Source organism: Pseudomonas fjordensis, from assembly GCF_976987115.1.
This window is the reverse complement of record NZ_OZ336860.1, coordinates 3,320,632-3,340,788: the sequence shown is the minus strand read 5'-3', so window position 1 is coordinate 3,340,788 and position 20,157 is coordinate 3,320,632. Positions and strand designations below refer to the sequence as shown.

At 56.8% G+C, this 20,157-nt stretch carries 17 protein-coding genes and 1 pseudogene; 8 read left to right on the top strand and 10 right to left on the bottom strand.

The features are described from left to right. Positions 1-99 precede the first annotated feature (99 nt). From ACWHXD_RS14875 to arnC, 8 genes are read right to left on the bottom strand one after another with little or no spacing between them, the layout of a single operon-like run. Positions 100-1,722: an ArnT family glycosyltransferase gene (locus tag ACWHXD_RS14875; protein ID WP_138762746.1), complete on the bottom strand. Its 1,623-nt coding sequence runs from the start codon at positions 1,720-1,722 to the stop codon at positions 100-102. Next, the gene (locus tag ACWHXD_RS14870) at positions 1,723-3,105 is read right to left on the bottom strand and encodes a UDP-glucose dehydrogenase family protein (RefSeq protein WP_056783204.1); all 1,383 of its coding nucleotides are present in this window, start codon (positions 3,103-3,105) and stop codon (positions 1,723-1,725) included. Continuing rightward, positions 3,102-3,515, bottom strand: coding sequence for a 4-amino-4-deoxy-L-arabinose-phosphoundecaprenol flippase subunit ArnF (arnF, locus tag ACWHXD_RS14865; protein ID WP_032897300.1), 414 nt, complete (start codon positions 3,513-3,515; stop codon positions 3,102-3,104). Before arnF ends, ACWHXD_RS14870 begins: the two co-directional genes overlap by 4 nt. After that, positions 3,512-3,859: a 4-amino-4-deoxy-L-arabinose-phosphoundecaprenol flippase subunit ArnE gene (gene arnE / locus ACWHXD_RS14860; protein ID WP_138762745.1), complete on the bottom strand. Its 348-nt coding sequence runs from the start codon at positions 3,857-3,859 to the stop codon at positions 3,512-3,514. The genes arnF and arnE overlap by 4 nt, the downstream gene beginning before the upstream one ends. After that, positions 3,856-5,511 carry a lipid IV(A) 4-amino-4-deoxy-L-arabinosyltransferase gene (arnT, locus tag ACWHXD_RS14855; RefSeq protein WP_138762744.1) on the bottom strand — a complete coding sequence of 552 codons (1,656 nt, stop codon included), beginning with the start codon at positions 5,509-5,511 and terminating at the stop codon, positions 3,856-3,858. The genes arnE and arnT overlap by 4 nt, the downstream gene beginning before the upstream one ends. After that, entirely contained in the window at positions 5,508-6,392 is an 885-nt protein-coding gene (arnD, locus tag ACWHXD_RS14850; RefSeq protein WP_138762743.1) for a 4-deoxy-4-formamido-L-arabinose-phosphoundecaprenol deformylase, read from the bottom strand. The genes arnT and arnD overlap by 4 nt, the downstream gene beginning before the upstream one ends. Next, positions 6,392-8,383 carry a bifunctional UDP-4-amino-4-deoxy-L-arabinose formyltransferase/UDP-glucuronic acid oxidase ArnA gene (arnA, locus tag ACWHXD_RS14845; RefSeq protein ID WP_032897309.1) on the bottom strand — a complete coding sequence of 664 codons (1,992 nt, stop codon included), beginning with the start codon at positions 8,381-8,383 and terminating at the stop codon, positions 6,392-6,394. The genes arnD and arnA overlap by 1 nt, the downstream gene beginning before the upstream one ends. Then, positions 8,380-9,420 carry an undecaprenyl-phosphate 4-deoxy-4-formamido-L-arabinose transferase gene (arnC, locus tag ACWHXD_RS14840; RefSeq protein WP_138762742.1) on the bottom strand — a complete coding sequence of 347 codons (1,041 nt, stop codon included), beginning with the start codon at positions 9,418-9,420 and terminating at the stop codon, positions 8,380-8,382. Before arnC ends, arnA begins: the two co-directional genes overlap by 4 nt. A gap of 411 nt (positions 9,421-9,831) precedes the next feature. On the opposite strand from arnC, the gene ACWHXD_RS14835 reads away from it, so the two are divergent. Both ACWHXD_RS14835 and ACWHXD_RS14830 read left to right on the top strand, forming a co-directional pair. Then, on the top strand, positions 9,832-10,644 hold the full coding sequence (locus ACWHXD_RS14835) for a M949_RS01915 family surface polysaccharide biosynthesis protein (RefSeq protein ID WP_499084175.1): 813 nt from the start codon (positions 9,832-9,834) through the stop codon (positions 10,642-10,644). A 108-nt stretch (positions 10,645-10,752) separates the two neighbouring features. Then, complete coding sequence (locus tag ACWHXD_RS14830) at positions 10,753-11,667, top strand: site-specific integrase (protein ID WP_056783188.1); 915 nt, start codon at positions 10,753-10,755, stop codon at positions 11,665-11,667. 489 nt (positions 11,668-12,156) lie between these two features. Here the strand turns inward: ACWHXD_RS14830 and ACWHXD_RS14825 are convergent, their stop codons facing one another. Continuing rightward, the gene (locus ACWHXD_RS14825; RefSeq protein ID WP_098951487.1) at positions 12,157-13,368 is read right to left on the bottom strand and encodes a multidrug effflux MFS transporter; all 1,212 of its coding nucleotides are present in this window, start codon (positions 13,366-13,368) and stop codon (positions 12,157-12,159) included. A 157-nt stretch (positions 13,369-13,525) separates the two neighbouring features. Between ACWHXD_RS14825 and ACWHXD_RS14820 the strand changes: the two are divergent. Together ACWHXD_RS14820 and ACWHXD_RS14815 are read left to right on the top strand one after the other, a co-directional pair. Continuing rightward, positions 13,526-14,281 (top strand): annotated as a pseudogene (locus ACWHXD_RS14820) (MCP four helix bundle domain-containing protein); the annotation flags it as partial. After that, positions 14,276-15,139, top strand: coding sequence for a methyl-accepting chemotaxis protein (locus ACWHXD_RS14815; protein WP_371914714.1), 864 nt, complete (start codon positions 14,276-14,278; stop codon positions 15,137-15,139). The pseudogene ACWHXD_RS14820 and the gene ACWHXD_RS14815, both read left to right, overlap by 6 nt. Positions 15,140-15,403: 264 nt before the next feature. Here the strand turns inward: ACWHXD_RS14815 and ACWHXD_RS14810 are convergent, their stop codons facing one another. Then, positions 15,404-15,556, bottom strand: coding sequence for a hypothetical protein (locus tag ACWHXD_RS14810; protein WP_169918349.1), 153 nt, complete (start codon positions 15,554-15,556; stop codon positions 15,404-15,406). Between the two features lie 20 nt (positions 15,557-15,576). Here ACWHXD_RS14810 and ACWHXD_RS14805 point away from each other — a divergent pair, with 20 nt between their 5' ends. The 4 genes from ACWHXD_RS14805 to ACWHXD_RS14790 all read left to right on the top strand — a co-directional run bounded on the left by ACWHXD_RS14805 (position 15,577) and on the right by ACWHXD_RS14790 (position 20,155). Next, positions 15,577-15,762 (top strand): helix-turn-helix domain-containing protein, encoded by a 186-nt coding sequence (locus ACWHXD_RS14805; RefSeq protein WP_032897323.1) that lies wholly within the window; start codon positions 15,577-15,579, stop codon positions 15,760-15,762. Between the two features lie 807 nt (positions 15,763-16,569). Next, positions 16,570-17,187: a hypothetical protein gene (locus ACWHXD_RS14800; RefSeq protein WP_019817046.1), complete on the top strand. Its 618-nt coding sequence runs from the start codon at positions 16,570-16,572 to the stop codon at positions 17,185-17,187. Beyond that, positions 17,184-19,190 carry a hypothetical protein gene (locus ACWHXD_RS14795; RefSeq protein ID WP_019817045.1) on the top strand — a complete coding sequence of 669 codons (2,007 nt, stop codon included), beginning with the start codon at positions 17,184-17,186 and terminating at the stop codon, positions 19,188-19,190. Before ACWHXD_RS14800 ends, ACWHXD_RS14795 begins: the two co-directional genes overlap by 4 nt. Continuing rightward, positions 19,190-20,155 carry an ATP-binding protein gene (locus ACWHXD_RS14790; RefSeq protein WP_019817044.1) on the top strand — a complete coding sequence of 322 codons (966 nt, stop codon included), beginning with the start codon at positions 19,190-19,192 and terminating at the stop codon, positions 20,153-20,155. Before ACWHXD_RS14795 ends, ACWHXD_RS14790 begins: the two co-directional genes overlap by 1 nt. Positions 20,156-20,157: the final 2 nt, after the last annotated feature.

Sequence of the window (20,157 nt, the reverse complement as noted above, 5' to 3'; positions counted from 1 at the left end):
TACGCAAACAAATGTAGGCACTTTCTTGGTACCTATGATGAAAGCCGCCCACTCGTGGAGGAGTGGGCGTTCTTTCTTACAATGCAGCCGGAAAAGCACTCAGGGCGTCGAGGTTTTTGCCAAATGCAGCAACACATAGGGGTTTTTGTCGAACGCTGCCGTGAGCGTCGGCGTGATTGAGCGCAGGCGCGGATCGTCCAGCGCCTGGAAGTCGGCCTGGCTCATCACTATCCATGCCGGCGCCTGGACGGGTTTCAATTCGGCGGGCAGCTGAGTAAACAACGGCACCTTGTCGCAATCGAAGTTGACCATGAACTTGATGGCTTTCGCGTCTTTGCCCAGTGCATGCAACACCAGCGGCGCCGGTTGCTGCTGAACGTGCGCCTTGACGGCGAGGCTGAAGGTGCGGGTGTCGTACACCTGACGTTCCAGCGGTTCGACCACCATGATGTAGGTGCTCCACAGGGCGAGCACGGCGGCCAGGGCGGGCCCGTAGGTGCGCAGCCGCGAGCGGAACAATGCCAGTAGGGCCAGCACCTGCAGCACACCCAGCACGACGAAGATCAGCACCAGGTCGGCCAGCGGCTCCGGGTAACGCCGCCGCGCCACCACCAGGCCAATGACCAGCAGCGTTGGCAACAGCGTCCAGATGCCCAGCATCAAGGCGCGCAGCCAGGCAAACAGCCGCCCTTGCGTGGCCTGGAAGGGGTACGCGGCAATGATCGCAGCCATCGGCAACATCGGCAGGATATAACGCGCTTTCTTGGCTTGGGGCACCGACAGCCCCAGCATCACCAGCACACCCGCTGCTGCGCAGTAGAGCACCAGCTTCAAGGCCGGGTCCGGCGCGCGTCGACCGCCCATCAGCACCGCCAGCAGCACTAACAATGCCAGTGGATAGGCCAGGGCGTAATTGCCCAAAGAGCTGGTGAAGTAATACAGCACGCCGCCGGAGCCTTCACTGCCATCCATGCGCCCCAGGAACTGCATGCGAATCACGTCATGCATAAAGTCTTCGCCACCGCTGAGCTTGGCCAGCAGCAGCAACAGGCCGACGCACGCCGCCAGCAGCGCCAGTGCCAGCAGCCCGAAGCTGAACAGCTGGCGCCACTGGCGGTTGATCAGGTAGTAGCTGCACAACACGCCCGTAGGGATCACCAGGCCAATCGGCCCACGAATGGCAAACCCCAACAGCAGCAGCAAAAACAGCCAATGCAGGCGCTTTGCAGCGGCGAAATGGTCATGGGCATAGCCCAGGTAGAATACCGCCAACGCCACGGCGGTGAGCATCTGATCCAGGGAGACTGCGCGGGTTTCGCTGATGAAGGTACTGCTGAGCAGCAGCATCGCAATGCTCAGCAGGCCCCAACGCGGCGAGTAGGGCGCGGTGAGGCGATAGACCAGCACCACGATCAGCGCCGACGCCACCGCCGTGGGCAGCCACGCCGTCAGGCTGGTGACCTGGCCCAAGGGCAACGACAGCAGCCACGTCAGCAGGGTCGACGTCGCCAGGTAATCGGCATACGGCTGGCCATAGGTGGTGGGGAAGAAGCTTGGCCCATGGCGCAGCATTTCCTGGGCAAACAGCACAAAGCGCGAATCAAAGCCGATGATCGCCTGGTGCCAGTTACCGGCGATAAACAGCACCAGCGCCAAGAGCCCAAGCCCTAGCGACTGGTGGCGGATCGTTGCACGCTGCGCGGACAGTAAGGCGATGTTCACCTAGCAAGCGTCCTTGACCTGTTCCACCCAGTTTTGCTGGGGGATCGGTAACTCGCAGGAGTCGCCGCGGCCGATGGGGAAGTACTTGAAGCCTTTGCGCGCCAGGCGCTCGCCGTCGTACAGGTTACGGCCGTCGAAGATCACCGGGGTTTTCAGGCGCTGGTGAATCAGGTCAAAGTCCGGTGCCTTGAATTGCTGCCACTCGGTGCACACGATCAACGCATCGGCGCCGCCCAAGGTGGATTCCGGGGTGCCCATCAGCATCAAGCGCGGGTCGTCGCCGTAGATGCGTTGGGTTTCCTGCATGGCTTCCGGGTCGAAGGCACGCACATTGGCGCCGGCGGCCCACAGGGCTTCCATCAGCACACGGCTGGGGGCGTCACGCATGTCATCGGTGTTGGGCTTGAAGGCCAGGCCCCACAGGGCGAACGTCTTGCCCTTGAGGTTGCCCTGGAAGAACGCGTTGATGCGCTCGAACAGCTTGCTCTTCTGGCGCTGGTTGATGGCTTCCACCGCTTCGAGCAGGTCGCTGGAGCAGTTGGCCTGCTTGGCGCTATGGATCAGGGCGCGCATGTCTTTGGGGAAGCACGAGCCGCCATAACCGCAGCCGGGGTAGATAAAGTGGTAGCCGATGCGCGAGTCGGCACCAATGCCCAGGCGCACCGACTCAATGTCGGCGCCCAGGTGTTCGGCCAGTTCGGCGATCTGGTTGATGAAGCTGATCTTGGTGGCCAGCATGCAGTTGGCGGCGTACTTGGTCAGTTCGGCGCTGCGCAGGTCCATGAAGATGATGCGGTCGTGGTTGCGGTTGAAGGGCGCGTACAGGTCGCGCATCACGTCACGTACTTCTTCACGCTCACAGCCGATGATGATCCGGTCCGGGCGGCGGCAGTCGGCAACGGCGGAGCCTTCCTTGAGGAATTCCGGGTTGGAGACGATATCGAACTGCAGCTCACGGCCGGCGGCGCGCAGGTTATTGAGGATGTGATCGCGCAACGTGTCGCCGGTGCCGACCGGTACGGTGGATTTCTCCACCAGGATTACCGGCGCCACGCGGTGGCGGGCAACTGCATCACCCACCGACAGCACGTATTTCAAGTCGGCCGAACCGTCTTCATCCGACGGCGTGCCCACGGCAATAAACAGCACTTCACCGTGTTCGACGGCGAGTTTCTCATCGTGGGTAAAGCGCAGGCGTCCGCTTTCCAGGTTGTCCTTGACCATGGCTGCCAAGCCCGGCTCGAAGATGGTCACATGACCCTTCTGTAGCGACTCGACCTTGCTCTTATCAACGTCCATGCAAATGACATCGTGACCGACTTCGGCTAATACAGTGGCCTGGACCAGACCAACGTAACCACTACCAAATACACTGATTTTCATGGGGTATTCCTGGGACTTGAGGTGCTAGCACGACGAGAGTTGATAACCAGTACACCGAGGATGACCAAAGCCACCCCCAATGTTTTTGAAAGCGAGAAATTTTCGTTGAACACCGGCAGGCTGGCGGCCAGCAAATACACCAGCGCGTAACTGATGCTGAGCAGCGAATAGGCTCGGCCCAGGGGTAAGTGCTTCAGTGCGCCGAGCCAGCACAGCATCGACAGCGCATAGGCGATGATCGCCAGGATCACCACGCCAAGGGCACCCAGGTCGACGCTGTTATCCGTGAAGGCGGCCAGCCATTCAGAGGGGAGGGGCAGGCGCGTCATGCTCCAGCGCATGCCCAGTTGGGCACCACTCACCAGGCCGACACTGCCCAGGGCCAGGGCGAAACCCCGCACGCGGCTCATACCTGACGCCCCAGCAAGACCACGCCAGCAATCACCAGCCCCACACCCAGCCAGTGACGGCCATCAATGGGTTCGTGGAACACAAAGCGCGCCATCAGCGTGACCAGCACAAAATTCAGGCTGAGCATGGGGTAGGCAATGCCCACTTCCAGGCGCTGCAACACCAGCAGCCACACCAGCAAGCCCAGGCTCAGGCACACCAGCGCCGACCACAACCACGGCGAGCGCAGTTTCAAGGTCCAGCCATCCGGCACGCCGCGCCAGCTTTCCACAGCAAACTTTTGCGAGACCTGGCCCATGCACGTGAGCAGGCAGGCCGTGAGCAGTAGCAGCAGGGTGATCATGGCGCGACCTGCGGGAAAATCAGGATCACGATCTTGCCCTGCGCATAACGCTTGCCGTCGGTGGGCAGCAGGGCGAGCTCTTCCTTTTCACCGGTGCTATTGACGCGCATCACCACGCCCACCGCGCCGGTACGACGGGTTTCGGCCATCCATGACTGGATGCGGTTACGGTCGACCAGACGCGGCGCCGTGTCCTCGTAAGCCAGGCCGTACTTGACCTCACCCGAGGTGTTGTACAGCGTGATATCGGGGCGTTTGAGGCGCCAGGACAACGCCGAGGCGGCGCCCAGGTCGTTGCTCAGCAGGGCAACGCTGGGCTGCAACTCGTCGATGTGATCGATGATGAATTGGTCCGGGGTCTTGTTGTAAACCACCGAATGGGGCAACGCCGCAGGCACCAGCAGCACCAGTAAGCCACTGCCGATCAAGGGCGCCGCCCACAACTTCAAGGGGCGTGCCGCTTGCAGCAAATTGACCACAATCCAACCGAACAAGAAGATGAACACCAGCACCAAGCTGGGGGTCTCTTCACCCGGTTCGTATACCGGCTTCTTCAACTGGAACCAGCTGAGAGCTAGCAACACCAGCACACCGATCACCAGGTTCAACCAACCATTGATGCGCAGCACGCGGCCGCGACCTTGAGCCAGTTTGTCACTCAAGGCCGAGCCCATCAGCAAGGCCAAGGGCAACATGCACGGCATGATGTAGGAGGGCAGCTTGCCTTTGGCCAGGCTGAAAAAGGCCAGGGGCATCAACAACCACAGCAGCAGGAACGCGGTTTTCGGCACGCGCCGTTGCAGCCAGGCCTGGTTGAACGCGGACGGCAGAACGGCGACCCACGGCAGCGCGAACGCGACCAGCAACGGCAAGTAATACCAGAAGGGTTCGGCGTGCTGGGCGTCTTCACCGGCAAAGCGTTGAATGTGCTCGTGCCAGAAAAAGAAATGCCAGTAGTCCGGCTCTTGCAGGTGCACAGCTAACGCCCACGGCAGGCTGACAGCAATCGCTACCACCACGGCAACAGGGCCAAACTTGCACAACTCACCAAAACGTTTTTGCCAGACGGCGTAGGGCAGGGCGACCAGCACCGGCAGCAACCAGGCCAGGAAGCCCTTGGTCATGAAGCCCATGCCGCACGCCAGGCCCAGCAAGGCCCAGGACCACAAGCGCGCACGCCGCGTGGTGCTGTCGAAACAAAACCACAAGGCCACGCCCGTCAGGTTGACCCAGAAGGTGAACTGCGGGTCCAGGTTGGCATAGCCGCCCAGCGCGGCCACGCTGACGAAGCTCATGTAGAGCAGCGTGCTGACCAGGCTCTTTTGCGGGTCGTTCCACAACCGGCGAGACACCAGATACACCAGCAGAATGCTCAAACCGGTGCTCAAGGCCGAGGCAAACCGTACGCCAAACAGGTTCTGCCCGAAGATCGCCTGGCCCAGCGCAATCATCCAATAGCCTGCGGCGGGCTTTTCGAAGTAGCGAATGCCCATGAAGTGCGGCGCAGCCCACTTGCCGGTCAGCAGCATTTCCTGGCTGATTTGCGCATAGCGGGTTTCATCGGGAATCCACAGACCATGGGTGGCCAACGGCAGCAGGTAGAACACGGCGAACGCCAGCAGGAGCAGGGGCAACGCCCAGCGGCGGATCATGCCTGCTGCACTCCCAGCCAACCCTCGCGGCCGCTCAAGGCGCCGCGCACCAGCTGTTGCTGGGGCAGGGTGGTCGCATCCGCAGGCAACAGCTCGCCCAAGGGTTTGAAATCAATGCCGCGCTGCCCGGCCTGGGCGAGCAACTGGCGAAAATCATTGGCCATCAGAATCCCTTCTACTTCTGCGTGGATCGTATAGACGTTCAGCTTTGACGCGCTGAACCGATCAAGAATGAAGCGGTTGAAATCGTTGGCAGCCACCACCGGCCCGACGACTTCGTCGAAGGTCGGCAGGTCTACCGGAATTTGTGGGGTGCCCGCGCTGCCATCGGCCAAGGTTGGTCGAAACAGGCTGGTACCCCGGCAATCGCTGTTGTAGCGAAAGTTGAAGCTTTGCTTGGCTTGCACCACGCGCTCATCGGCACGCCAGCCGGCGGCCGCTGAACAGTCGACGCGCTCGCCGAGGATGTCGCTCAAGGTGTCTACGCCGCGTCGAATCTGCTCGATCAGCTGTGCCTCGCTCCAACGCCCGGTGTTGGCCTGCCAGCCATGGTGGTCCCAGGCGTGCAGGCCGACTTCATGCCCGGCGGCCTTGGCCTGGCGCATCAAATGCCCCAGGTCGCGGCCAATCGGCTTGCCTGGCCAGGCGGTACCGGCCAGCAAGATATCCCAGCCATACAGGCCGGCAGCGTTGGAACGCAGCATCTTCCACAAAAACTGCGGGCGGATCAGGCGCCACAAGTGGCGCCCCATGTTGTCCGGCCCGACACTGAAGAAGAACGTCGCTTTGACCCCGGCTTCGGCCAGGGAGTCGAGCAACCGTGGCACACCTTCACGGGTGCCGCGGTAGGTGTCGACGTCGATGCGAAGACCTGCCTGCATTACTTTTTGTCCGCAATTTCAAGCATGGCTTCACGCAGGAAGAAATCCAGGGTGTTGCCGATGGTTTCGCTCATCTGCACGCTCGGCTCCCAGTTCAGCAGGCGCTTGGCGTTTTCGATGCTTGGCTTGCGGTGCGCCACGTCCTGGTAGCCGGTGCCGTAGAACGCCTTGCTCTCGACGTCGCGGAACCCAGCGAACGGCGGGAAGTTGTGGCGCAGCGGGTGAGCCTCGAACTGACGCAGCAGCTCTTCGCCCAACTGGCGGATGCTGGCTTCGTTCTCGGGGTTGCCGATGTTGATGATCTGGCCGTCGCACACGCCATTGTCGTTATCAATGATGCGCGCCAGGGCTTCGATGCCGTCGGCAATGTCGGTGAAGCAACGCTTCTGCTCACCACCGTCGAACAGACGGATCGGCGTGCCTTCCACCAGGTTCAGGATCAGTTGGGTAATGGCGCGGGAGCTGCCGATGCGCGCCGAGTCCAGGCGGTCCAGGCGCGGGCCCATCCAGTTGAACGGACGGAACAGGGTGAACTTCAGACCCTTGTCGCCGTAGGCCCAGATCACGCGGTCCAGCAGTTGCTTGGAGACGGAGTAGATCCAGCGCTGCTTGTTGACCGGGCCCACCACCAGGTTGGAGGTGTCTTCGTCGAAGTACTGGTCTTGGCACATGCCATAGACTTCGGAGGTCGACGGGAAAATCACGCGCTTGTTGTACTTGACGCAGTAGCGCACCAGCTTGAGGTTTTCTTCAAAATCCAGTTCGAACACACGCAGCGGGTTACGGGTGTATTCGATCGGCGTGGCGATGGCCACCAGCGGCAGCACCACGTCGCATTTCTTGATGTGGTATTCGATCCACTCGGTGTGGATGCTGATGTCGCCTTCCACATAATGGAAGTTCGGGTGGCTGCGCAGGCGCTCGATGGCGTCGGAGCCGATGTCCAGGCCATAGACTTCGTAGCGGTCGTCACGCAGCAGGCGCTCGGACAAGTGGTTACCGATAAAACCGTTGACGCCCAGAATCAGCACGCGAGTGCGGCGCGGCTTGCGGCCCGACTCGGCGCCGCGCAGTACAGAGCCATCCACCAGGCCCAGTTCATCGGCCAGGGACGGGCCCGCCAGGTACAGGCCGTTTTCGTTGCGCTGGCCGAACTTGACCACCAGAGAGTCTTCACCGCAGGCAATGCGCAGTGGGTTGACGCTGATTACACGGCCAGGCGCCAGACCTTCGTTGCCCTTGACCACATCGGCTTGCCAGACGATCAGCTTGTGCTCGCCCACGGCGCAGAAGGCGCCCGGGTACGGCTGGGTCACCGCACGCACCAGGTTGAACAGTTGTTCGGCGGGCTGTTTCCAGTCCAGCTTGCCATCGGCGGCGGTGCGACGACCGAAGTAGGTGGCTTTGCTCTCGTCCTGGGCGGTTTCGCTCAGCTTGCCCTGGGCCAGCTGTGGCAGGGCATCGCGTAGCAGGGCAGCGGCTGCATCACGCAGCTTGGCGTGCAGGCTCAGACCGGTATCGCTGCGTTCGATGGTGACTTTCTGCTGGGCGAGGATGGCGCCGGCATCGGCACGCTTGACCATGCGATGCAGGGTCACGCCGGTTTCGGTTTCGCCGTTGACCAGCACCCAGTTGGCCGGGGCGCGGCCACGGTATTTAGGCAGCAACGAGCCGTGCAGGTTGAACGCGCCTTTGCGAGCGGTGGCCAATAGCGGTTCGCTCAGCAGGTTGCGGTAGTAGAACGAGAAGATGTACTCCGGGTTCAGCTTGGCAATGCGTTCGATCCACAGCGGGTGGTTGGCGTCTTCCGGAGCATGTACCGGGATGCCGTTGCGTGCGCAGAGTTGGGCGACGGAACCGTAGAAGTTGTTTTCCTTGGGGTCATCGGCATGGGTGAACACGGCGGCAATGTCGTAACCGGCGCTGAGCAGCGCTTCAATGCCTGCGCAGCCAATATCGTGGTAGGCGAATACAACAGCTTTTGAACTCATGACTGGACCTGATCCGAAGAAGAAGTAGAAGTAGAAGTATGGGAAGACACCAGGCCGTCAACCACGACGACTGGAGCCGGTGCTGCCGGTTGGTTGCGCAGCACTTTTTCAATAAAGAAGCGTGGGCGGGCGCGTACATCGCTGTACATGCGGCCCAGGTATTCGCCCAGCAGGCCCATGCCGATGAACTGGCCACCGGTGAACACGAACAGCACCGCAAACAGCACGAACAGGCCATCACCGGCCCAGTCGGCGCCGAACGCCAGGCGCATGACGATCAGGGCAAAGGCAAACAGCACGCCCAGCGCCGCGAGGCTGAAACCGACGATGGACAGCAGGCGCAAGGGCGTGGTGGTCATGCACGTCAGCAGGTCAAACATCAGGCTGATCAGGCGCATGGCGCTGTATTTGGATTCGCCGTGCTCACGTTCAGCGTGGTGCACGAGGATTTCCGTGGTGTGGCGGGCAAAGCCGTTGGCCAGGATAGGAATGAACGTGCTGCGCTCACGGCAGGCGAGCATGGCGTCGACGATGGTGCGGCGGTAGGCGCGCAACATGCAGCCGTAGTCGCTCATCGCCACGCCGGTAGAGCGCTGCACGGCGAGGTTGATCAAGCGCGACGGCCAGCGGCGGAAGGCCGAGTCTTGGCGGTTATTGCGCACGGTGGCGACCACGTCGTAACCCAGGGCGGCTTGCTCGACCAGGCGCGGGATTTCTTCCGGCGGGTTTTGCAGGTCGGCGTCGAGGGTAATCACCACTTCGCCACGGCACTGTTCGAAGCCGGCCATGATCGCCGCGTGCTGGCCGTAGTTGCGGTTAAGGATCACCGCCACCACGTTGCTACCGTCTTCGGCGGCGGCGTCTTCGAGCAGTTGGGCCGAATTGTCGCGGCTACCGTCATCCACCAGGATGATTTCGTATTCGTAAGCCAGTTGTTTGCAGGCTGCCGTGGTGCGACGCAGCAACTCAGGCAGGCTTTCTTGTTCGTTGTAGACCGGGATAACGATCGACACGCAATGAATAGGGTAGGGTTTCAAAGATTCATGACCTCGGGCTAAAGCGACTTCAAGCGTGAAAACAGCAGCGTTCATTGGGCAAAACTACAGCCCGCAAGTTACAAAACGGGGCCAAAGATGATGCGTTTTCAATAGGTTAGTCGATAATCCACGGATTGCTCTTAAGTGTTGCCTACAAGGTTAAGCGCAAAAATGTGCAACGAATATGAAAGGCGGATGAAAAACTCGTTTATTTGACAGGCAGACAGCTAGGGTTCAGCTAAGTAATCAAGGCGTTACAGGTAAGCCTCACAGGGCGATATCGGAGCTTCGTGCAGGGCGCTTGGTTCAATTTGAGCGAGGCGATCAGGCCAATGCGCGCCCTTCAACAATCTTCTCTGCATTGGCGCTCAAGTGCCGGTAAAGTAAGCCCTCTCTTGCCAGGGTACTCGGATGAATAGCGTGCAGCTTTTGCGCGGCCCATTGCGGCCCGTGCTGATGGGATTGTTGATGACGGTGGCCTGTGTCACCAGCGTGCGGGCCGATCAGGGCGTTGCGCTGACGCCTCTGGAGGAGGTGCCGGAAGGGGTGGAAGTGCGCGGCAAGCAAGTCGCCGCGTATACCTGGGATGACCGCCAGGGCAAAAACCTGCTGGTACTCGCCGAGCAAGTCGGTGAGCGCGATGACGATGGTACCCAATCGGCCTTTGTCTACGCGGCGCAGTACGTGCTGAGTGGCGAGCGCCCCAAGCGTGTCTGGATGCTCTATGACGATGTGCAGCACTGCGAGTTCGACGCCGGGCTGCGCTTTGACCGGGCAGCAACCAAGGTCACCGACCTGCTGGGCGATGGCAATACCCAGGCTACCGTCGGCTATTCACGCGCTTGCACCAGTGACGTCAGCCCCAACGAATTCAAGCTGATCATGCATGTCGGCAAGTCCGAGAAGTATCGTCTGCGTGGCCTTGACCGCGTAGGCGCCAGTTGGTGGGATGAAGACGCGGGCGCCTTGCGTGGCATGCCACTGCCCACTGACTGCAGCGTCGCGGCGCAGCAAGCGTTGGTCAGCCAGTACAAGGAGCAGGGCACCGAACTGCCACTGCCGGGTTGCTACGGCGACGAGAAGGACTTTGCCAAGGCGCCGGACAGTTACCTCGCCTTTATGCGCCAGCAGTGGTTCGCGCTGATGCAGCAACAGGACGCCGACTGGAGCCAGTCCCAGGCCCAGCCCCAGGCAGCCAGCGAGGACGACGATACAGCCCCGTGATTTTGTGCCAGGGCCGCTCCTGGGTTAGACTCGGCCTTCGCCAACCCACTAAATACATCGACTAATCAAATAGTTGGTCGGTGTATTTAATCCAAAGGCTGATCTACCTTGACCGAGTCCATTTGCAACCCACTGACCCTTTATCTCACCCGCCTGGCGCCTTCCAGCCAACTGACCATGCGCTACGTGTTGCAGGATGCCGCCGACCGCCTGGGTTTCGAAGACCTCAACCTCGAAGAGATTGACTGGCACCTGCTGCAGCCCGAACACGTTATCGCACTGGTGGCTGCCTTGCGCGAGGACGGCTTTGCGCCGAACACCTCGTCGCTGTATGTGAATGCAGTGCGCGGGGTGATGAATGAAGCGTGGCGCATGAGTTTGATCAGCCAGGACCACCTGTTGAAGATGCGCTCGGTCAAGGCCACACCCGGTACGCGCCTGGGTCAGGGCCGCAACCTGCGCCGCACCTTGATCCGCGAGATGCTCGACGTCTGCGCCGCCGACCCTCGGCCCCAGGGCCTGCGGGATGCCGCGGTGATCGGGCTGTTATATGGATCGGGCATGCGCAAGTCGGAGTCGGTCAACCTGGACCTGGCGCAGATCAACTTTGACGAGCGCAGCTTGCGCGTGATCGGCAAGGGCAACAAAGAGCTGGTCAAGTACGCGCCGGACTGGGCGTTTGCCAAACTTCAGGCCTGGCTGGCGTTTCGTCGCGAGCAGCTCAAGGAAGGTGAGCAGGACGATAGCTTCCTGTTCAACCGCATCCGTCGAGGCAGCCATATCACCCGGGAACGCATTACCAAACATGCGATTTACTACATCGCGCGCCAGCGTGGTGATCAGGTGGGTGTCAAGATCATGCCCCATGATTTCCGTCGTTCGTTTATCACGCGGGTGATCGAGGAGCATGATTTGTCGATTGCGCAGAAGTTGGCGCATCACACCAATATCCAGACCACTGCCAGCTATGACGTGCGTGACGACAATGAGCGGCGGCGGGCGGTGGATCGGTTTGATTTGTAGGCGGCGGGGACATGTGGGAGCTGGCTTGCCTGCGATGACGGCCTCCCAGTCGACACCTATCTACCTGACACCCCCACGATCAAATTGTGGGAGCGGGCTTGCTCGCGAAGGCGGCCTGACAGGCGACACGGTTGGATTGTGTACATATCCATTGCTGCGGTAACGGCCACTTAGGGTTCCGCTCTGACAGCGGGTCACTTTTGGAAAAGAGCCCCAAAAGTAACCAAAAGGGCTCTTGCCCCACCACTCGGCACCTCGCTTAGGCTCGGTGTGCCCTCACTCCGGCTTGAATCCGTGGGCCGCCGTCATGGGCCATCCTTGGCCCAGGACGGCTAACCCGGCGTCCTGCCGGGTTACCCACGAATTCAAGCCTGCGTTCGGCCAGCGTGGTTTAACGGGGCGCCTGAGATCAAGATCAAGAGCAGATCAAGAGCAGATCAAGAGCGACTCGCTTCGCATCGTGGTTACCGTTGGCTGCTACAACCATACTCAGGAGGAGGGCGGGGCGCTTGAAGCCAAATGAGCCGGTAAGCGCCGCAGCGTCCACCACGTGGTCAGCATCGCGGCAAGCGCACATAGCGCGATACCGATCAACATCGGCGCCGGGGTATGGTCGGCAAACACGCCCACCAAGGTCATCGCCACAGCCGCCGTGACCATCTGGATCGCGCCCAGCAGTGCAGACGCAGAACCGGCCACTGCACCGTGATCCTCTAACGACAACACCCCGGCCGCCGGCAATAACAGGCCCAGAAAACCAAAACCGATAAACAACAGCCCCATCATCAGGGCCAGGCTGTCACCCCACAGCGTAGTCGCCGCCAGCAAGCTCATGACCGCCGCCACGCCCACCACCGACCATCGAATCAACGGCGCCAGGCCAAAGCGGGCGCTGAGGCGCGCGGTCAGTTGGCTCATGGCAAAAAACGAAGCAGCGTTGAGGGCAAAGCACAGGCTGAACTGGGTTGGTGTCAGGCCAAAAAACTCGATGTACACGAAAGGCGCGCTGCCGATGAACACGAAGAAAGTGGCCAGGCCAAACCCGCACACCACCGACAACCCCGTGAAGACCGGGTCGCGGAGGAGGGCGCCATAGCTGCCGAACGCCTGGCCTAGGGTCTTGCCCAGGCGGCGCTCGGCCGGGTGGGTTTCTGGCAGTTGTACGGCGGTCATCAGCAGGCACAGTACGGCCACTACCGCCAACACGGCAAACACTTCGCGCCAACTCCAGATCGAAATCACCAGGCTGCCAGCCAGTGGCGCGAGGATCGGTGAAACACTCATCACCAGCATCAACAAAGCCATAAGACGCGCCGCTTCATGGCCGGTGTACAGGTCGCGGACGATCGCCCGGGGGATCACCATCCCCGCACAGGCACCGAACGCCTGCACCGCACGAAAGCCGATCAACACTTCGATAGTCGGGGCCAGCGCACAGCCGACGCTGCCAATGGCAAAGATCACCAGACCCGCGTAAATCGGTGGTTTACGCCCGAACACATCGCTGAGGGGGCCGTAGAACAACTGGCACACACCGATAATCATGAAGAACACCGTCAAACTCATCTGCACCGCCGCCGGCGAGGCTTGGAGGCTGGCGCCCAGGGTGGGCAATGCTGGCAGGTAGATGTCGATGGCAAAGGGGCCGACGGCGGTGATCAAGCCCAACAGCAGGGCGAGACGGGCGATACGTTGAGGCATTAGGCAGATCCAGGTAGAGCAATGGACGGTCAGCTTAAGGGAACCGCGCAGATCCGCAAACTTAGGCTTCACTAACAAGCAACAGCTGCCGATACAGCTAGCAGCGACACTCAAACGGTTGGGTTCCCAACCGGCAGGCCTGGCACGGGGTACCACTATGACGATCAAATTACGCTTGGTGCTGTTGATTGCGACGGGGTTGCTCACCGCCTTGATCATGAGCCTGGCCGGTTACCTGGGTAATACCCGGATGGCCGATGCCGTGCAGGACAACGACGTCAGCATGACGGTACTGCGCAACCACATGGAAGCCGACATGATGCACGACGCCCTGCGTGCGGATGTGCTGTCTGCCATGTTGGTCGGGCTGGGCAAAAGCACCAGTACGCCGGCCGAGGTCAACAGCTCGATCAAGGAGCATGCCGAGCACTTCCGCGAGGTGCTGGCGGAAAACCTCAAGCTGCCGCTGGACGCCTCGATCAAGGCCAGCCTGGAAAAAATCAAACCCAGCCTGGACACCTACATCAGTGCCGGCGAGCGCATCGTCGCACTGGCCCTGGACAATCCAGAGGCCGCTCGTGGGGAACTGCAGACCTTCAATGCCGCGTTCAGCCAGTTGGAAGAACAAATGGCGGCGTTGAGCGAACTGATCGAAAACAATACCCAACTCACCAGCACCGGTACCCGGCAAACCATCAGTAACGCCAACTTGACCTTGGCCATCGTATTGGGCGCCAGCCTGCTATTGCTGCTGGCACAAGGACGTTGGGTGACCCTGAGCATCATGGGGCCGTTGCGCACCGCCAGCCGTATTGCCCAGAGCATTGCCCATGGCAACCTGAGCGAGCCGATTGTAGAACCCAAGAACCAGGACGAAGCCAGTGCACTGATTCGTAGCCTGGCGACGATGCAGCGGGATTTGCGCGGCATGATCGAAGTGGTTCGCAGCAATGCCCATGGCGTGAATGGCATGAGCGAACGCCTCAGCCAGGGTTGCCATGAAGTGGCAGGCAGCAGCCAGCAACAAAGCGTCGCCGCCAGCACCATGGCCGCCGCCGCAAGCGAAATGACCGCCAGCATCGAAGAAATCACCCGTCACGCCCAGCGTGCCCTGGACATGGCCAGCCAGGCTGAAACCCTGGCCAAGGACGGCGGCCGCGTCATTCACCAGGTGGTCAGCGACATGGACGGCATCGCCCGTTCAGCCCAACAGTCAGCCCAAGTGATTCGCACGCTGGACAAGGAGTCCGAAGCGATCTACAGCATCATCCAGGTGATCAAGGGGATTGCCGACCAGACCAACCTGCTGGCCCTGAACGCCGCCATCGAAGCCGCCCGCGCCGGTGAACAAGGCCGCGGCTTTGCGGTCGTGGCCGACGAAGTGCGCAGCCTGGCCGGACGCACCAGCGCCTCAACCCAGGAAATCGCCAGCATGGTGGGGAGTATCCAGCAGAACACCCGAGCAGCGGTGATCAGCATGGAGGAGGGCGTTGCTCAAGTGGACAAGGGCATGGCAGTGACTGCCGAAGTGGAACGCGCCATTCGCGAGATCCTCCAGGCTACGCTGAGTACCACTGAATTGGTCAATGATATTTCCCGCACTATTAGCGAGCAGAGCCTGGCCAGTAATGAGATAGCCCATCAGGTGGAGAGGATTGCGGGGATGTCGGAAAGTAACAGTCGGGTGATTGCGGGCACAGCGTCGACCACCGATGAGCTATCCAGCCTGGCAGGGCAACTGTCGCAGTCGGTTGATCGATTCAAGATGTAGGAGCCTAAGAAGAACCAGGCCCGGGTTCCAGTAGAGGCGATAAGCAGCCCGCATATAACTATACTAAATAGTCATTTAGTATAGTTATGCGCACTGGTTATTAAAAAGAGGAGGGTAGCTCAACTCCTTGCTCGTTATCTTCCAAATGTGAACGCTATCTCTCAAGGATGAGAAATTAGCACCCTGTAAAATCACGTGTAATCGGCAACAAGTTACGTCGTTTATGGGCTTCAACCATCAAGCGCGTGGATGGCTGAATAGATCTTACGCGCGAACTGGCGTCAGGATTATCGTGCCGTTAGGTTTCACTTCCAGGTCGAGTTTGTCGCCGTTGGCCAACTTGACGACCGACAGGAGATCGTCAGTCAGCGGTATGATTAAATCGCCAGTCCCATTAGCCTTGGGTTTCGGGTTCATTATTTTCTCCAGGTGATCAGATGACAGAGCCCATTCATGATTATGACCCAGCAGACGCGCTGGTTGATTCAGAGGCCATATCTGTATTTTTGGCTGATGTACACGACACCGGTGACGCGGCTTTCATTGCCGAAGCGATGGCCGTTGTTGCACGCGCCAAGATTCGTATCGAGGCAGATGGCCAAGCCCAGGAGTCATCGTCCTGAACGGGTGTTGCTAGTAGCAACACCTTAACGCTGATCAAGTCCCCAGAACTAAAGTATTGACATTTTTACCACCTAAAAATAGCAAAAAAAACAGATCGTTAGCAAAATCTAGCATCGGCGTGGTGCCAAGATATGAAAAGAAATTAGTCCCGGCTTTGGAAGTGATTATTTTTCTAAGAATGCGTAGGAACTAAATTACTGTCGGTGCTGCAGCAACACTATAGGAGCCCGAACGCCGGCTTAAAGGGGAGTTCATTACCCACTGCGTATAGGTCACAGAGGCTATTGTTGGATGGATGGCTACAAGTGTGGCCACCCAATCTGAGTTTGCCTCCTTCGACCTCAGTAAATACAGATTATGAAAAGGGTGACGTATTTGACCAAGGGCCGTTTTGTCCCGGTCAGTGTGTTATTGGGTTTGGTGATAACGCGTTAATCACGAGCAAAAATTACGCGCACCAATTTGCTTATTTTTTAATTGGGTCTCGCTGAAAAGGTAAGGGGCTTTGCCTATTTCTTATAGGTCAGCATACGAGGGGGGATCTCAGGTTGACAATCTCTAAAATGCGGAAGCTCTGAATATTTAATACACTACACGTATGCATATGATAGGACTGCAAGCCGTTGCATTAATACGATACTAAACACGTAGCTGTAATAATTTGAAGAATACCTATTTGACCGCAGGCTGACTTGGTTTGTAGAGCCACTATATGGCAATTAAGCGATAGAAATTTATGATTAATTGATATAACAAGAAAAATATTCTGGGGGTAGATTAAAGCCTAATGAAAACGGAGAGCTGGTATGGCTTCGGGCAAGCAATCTCTCAAGCAAGCGCATAGGAAGCGAATTATTCGAGAGGTAAGAGCGCGCGGTCACAGTAATAGAAATCTATGGTATGTGTACAGCGTCAAGCTAAAACAGGACTTGGTGTTGTCTTCTGATCTAGCGTTAGTCTACTGGCTAGTATTTCTTGAGATTAATCTAGATGTGGTGTCATTTCGGCAGTCTGAGGGAAGCGAAACTTTTGATTTTTTAGTGCAAAAAAGATCAGGAGATCTAGTTGAAGTTGAACTCTCGAACTTGGGTGAGCCTGCGGATAACAGTAGTGAGAAAAGTGTTCGAGTTCCATCAGTGCAAGTTATGAAGGAGGCGCCTTTCGCGATAAAAATTATGAAAGCTTTGGCATTTGCCGCGGCTATCAGATCGCTCGATTGTGTAGCAGCTTCGAATGCCATACGTGCAATTGAGGTGTCGCTTGGGGAGGGGGACATAAAGAGTGTACTTTCGAAGGCTCCGCTTGTCGCACCTCCGATAGTTTGCGGTGTTTTAGTACGTCACTTTATCGCGGGGCATATCGAAATTGATTTTGCGGGTAAACCCTCATTCGGGTATCACACCCAATGGAAATGTCGGTCATGACTACGATAAATAATGAGACTAACAATTGGGTCGAAAGCTTAAGCAAGCGAGCGATAGCGCTAGGCACTTTTCATGACTGGCCAAAGCCTGAATTGGTGGGATTGACTGACCAAGAGATAGAGAAATTTCAGCTAAAGTTTTTGGCAATGAAACTCTACTGTGAAGGCCTACCATTAAACAGCATCGTTGCTGCAACAGGTATAAATAGGCAGTGTATAAATTATTACGCGTCACGGTGCATGCAGTTGGCTCCTGACGGCTTATGTTGGGGATGCCGCGCACTGTTGCCGTATTTGCATACAAAGAAGTATAGCAGATCCAAGCAAGCGGCTCCAAAACTTCCTGAAGCTCAAGGCGGGTACTCTGGGCTCTTGGGCGCAGTCTTAAAAAAGTATCCAGATTTAGAGAGTAGATTTATTAGGAAAGTTCTTTCTTATTCAGATCCGGAGTCTGAAAGCGAGTATGCCATCAGTTCAAAAACACTACATAAGATATTTCTTGCTTCGCTTAAGGAGTTCGGTGTTAAGGAAGATGAATGGCCGTTTAATACTTTGTATCAAGGGCAGCGTACGATATATGATTACATTAAAAATATAAGAGAAAGCAATTTTAGTCGCATGATTCGCCTTGAAGGGACGCGCGAGGCGAAAGCACATATGGCGGTCGGAAAGGGACCAAGACCTGGATTGGTCTACACTGAACCATTCGAAGCTGTTGAGATTGATGGTTATAAAATTGATTGTCACTCTTCAGTTTTAATGAAGGCGCCGAATGGAACTTATATCCCCAAAAGGATTAGCCGGATATGGGTCGTACTCATGATTGATTGTGCATCGGGGGCGGTGCTGTCCTATAAGTGTGTTTTTCGATCAGAGATTTCAGCTACGGACGTGGTTGATGTCATGCGTTATTCTGTTGTAGGGCAGCAAAAACCAGAGCCCGGTATTGAAGGACTGATATATCCCGAAGGCAGCGGATTGCCTAATGACGTTATTCCGCAGTGTAAAGGAGCCTTATTTACGGTTGTAAAATTCGATGGGGCACTGGCTCACCTATCGGTAAAAGTTACAAATGCTGCAAGAAAAGAGTTGGGCTATTTCTGGACGGTTGGTGCACCTGCGCACTTTGAAAGGCGACCATGTGTAGAGCATGTATTTGGCTTGCTCTCCAATAATGTATTTTGCCGACTTTTAAGTACGACGGGCCACGGCCCTAACAATGGGCGTGCGGAAAACTGTGAGGAAGTTGCGACGCAAGCCCCGATTCTTGTTGAGCATTTGCTTCATCTACTTGATGTTGAAATAGCTCAGCATAATACAAGGATGAGTGAAGGCCTGTTTTTCTTGTCACCGTTAGACTTTATCAGGCAAAAACTGGAGAAAGATCACCAGCACTTCATGGTGAGAACGTTACCGGATGCCAGTGCTATGGGGGATACTATATTGCAGATGAAAAAAACAGTTAATGTTCGAGGTAGCAAAAAAAATGGCCGCCATCCTTATATTCAATTTATGAAAGTTCGTTACACGTCAAGCTATTTGCACGATGCGTGGGCAATGATTGGATCGAAGGTCGTACTGCACATTGATGAAAACGACTTAAGATTTGTAACAGCATTCACGATGGAAGGTTTTTTGCTTGGAAAGCTTGTTGCAGTTGGAAAATGGGCAGATACCAAGCATGATTTGCGAACCCGTAAAGCCATCAACTCAAAGGTGGCGGATAGAACGTTGCAAGTCAGCTTTGAACAAGATCCAGTTCTAGCTTATCTGGCTTTTTTAAGTAAGTCGAAGAGCAAAAAATCCATAGCTATTTCGGCCGACTCGGCAACCGAGGCGAAGCGTGTAGCGAGTGAGGCGGGAGCGCCATTAGTAGTTTCCGGATCCGCTAATAATTCAATTCCGGCGCTGGAAGGGAAACCGTTGGAGTTTTCGGACTCATTAATCATTGGTAGAAAGATTCCTGACCTGAATGAACTGCTCAGAAAAAGAAGGCTAAAATAATGGAATCCAAACAAGAGTTTGATAGGGAGGCTTATTTAGAGAGTCACCCGATTGTAAGTACTTTTTACACGCTGATTACGCCGATGATCGAAAAGGTCTATTCCATTTTTCGAGAAAGAGTATTCTCAAGACATACTGGGACCTTCTTGTATGCTCAGCCGAGAATGGGTAAGACAAGGTGCGCTAATGCCGTTAGAGACCTACTGGCCACCGAATTTCCAAAAAAATATGTCCTGTATCATACAGCAGATGGAAACAAGTCAGCTCACTTGACTCGCGATTTGGTTTTTGGAGCAGGGTTGTACAAAAATCCAAAAGAGTCATACAGCGCTTTGATTGAAAAATTTATCCTTCATGTACGTGTTGAAGTGGAATCAAGAGGTGGTAGGCACTTTGTAATAATTATTGATGAAAATCAACTTTTGTCGATAGACAGTTGGAATGAGTTACTTGTCATTCATAATCGTTTGGAGGAGCATGGCATTAGCATGACGACGCTAGGATTCGGACAGGAGGAGATACTTCAAAGAAGAAATTTATTATTCGGTGTTGGAGCAACCAACTTAGTGGCTCGGTTTTTAAGTGAGCCAATTCATTTTGACGGATGTTTGTCAGAAGCTGATTTCGAAAGCATACTCAATGAGTACGATTTGAATAAAGAATATCCGCTTGACTCGGGGTGCACATATACCGATTTCTTTTTGCCTAAGGCCTTTGCAGCAAATTTCCGATTGACCAGTTACAAAAAACTTATTTGGGCCGAGTTAATGAATGTAGCAGGGGAAAATGGCCCCCGCGTATTACCTCTTGAACATATTTTCCGCGTTATCGAAAGGATTTTAATGCGTTCCCGCCATATGGATAGCTCAGAGTTTCAAGTCACGGAAGGGATTGTTAAGGAGGCAGTGGGCGCAAGTTTAATCGCTGAATTTGTATCGTTGATGCGACAGGCAGAAAGGAAGTAGCC

Bases quoted from the DNA above. Each gene is read 5' to 3' on its own strand.
- ACWHXD_RS14870 (WP_056783204.1), bottom strand. From the start codon at position 3,105: ATGAAAATCAGTGTATTTGGTAGTGGTTACGTTGGTCTGGTCCAGGCC.
- arnF (WP_032897300.1), bottom strand. From the start codon at position 3,515: ATGAGCCGCGTGCGGGGTTTCGCCCTGGCCCTGGGCAGTGTCGGCCTG.
- arnE (WP_138762745.1), bottom strand. From the start codon at position 3,859: ATGATCACCCTGCTGCTACTGCTCACGGCCTGCCTGCTCACGTGCATG.
- arnT (WP_138762744.1), bottom strand. From the start codon at position 5,511: ATGATCCGCCGCTGGGCGTTGCCCCTGCTCCTGCTGGCGTTCGCCGTG.
- arnD (WP_138762743.1), bottom strand. From the start codon at position 6,392: ATGCAGGCAGGTCTTCGCATCGACGTCGACACCTACCGCGGCACCCGT.
- arnA (WP_032897309.1), bottom strand. From the start codon at position 8,383: ATGAGTTCAAAAGCTGTTGTATTCGCCTACCACGATATTGGCTGCGCA.
- ACWHXD_RS14835 (WP_499084175.1), top strand. From the start codon at position 9,832: ATGAATAGCGTGCAGCTTTTGCGCGGCCCATTGCGGCCCGTGCTGATG.
- ACWHXD_RS14825 (WP_098951487.1), bottom strand. From the start codon at position 13,368: ATGCCTCAACGTATCGCCCGTCTCGCCCTGCTGTTGGGCTTGATCACC.
- ACWHXD_RS14815 (WP_371914714.1), top strand. From the start codon at position 14,276: ATGCAGCGGGATTTGCGCGGCATGATCGAAGTGGTTCGCAGCAATGCC.
- ACWHXD_RS14810 (WP_169918349.1), bottom strand. From the start codon at position 15,556: ATGAACCCGAAACCCAAGGCTAATGGGACTGGCGATTTAATCATACCG.
- ACWHXD_RS14805 (WP_032897323.1), top strand. From the start codon at position 15,577: ATGACAGAGCCCATTCATGATTATGACCCAGCAGACGCGCTGGTTGAT.
- ACWHXD_RS14800 (WP_019817046.1), top strand. From the start codon at position 16,570: ATGGCTTCGGGCAAGCAATCTCTCAAGCAAGCGCATAGGAAGCGAATT.
- ACWHXD_RS14795 (WP_019817045.1), top strand. From the start codon at position 17,184: ATGACTACGATAAATAATGAGACTAACAATTGGGTCGAAAGCTTAAGC.
- ACWHXD_RS14790 (WP_019817044.1), top strand. From the start codon at position 19,190: ATGGAATCCAAACAAGAGTTTGATAGGGAGGCTTATTTAGAGAGTCAC.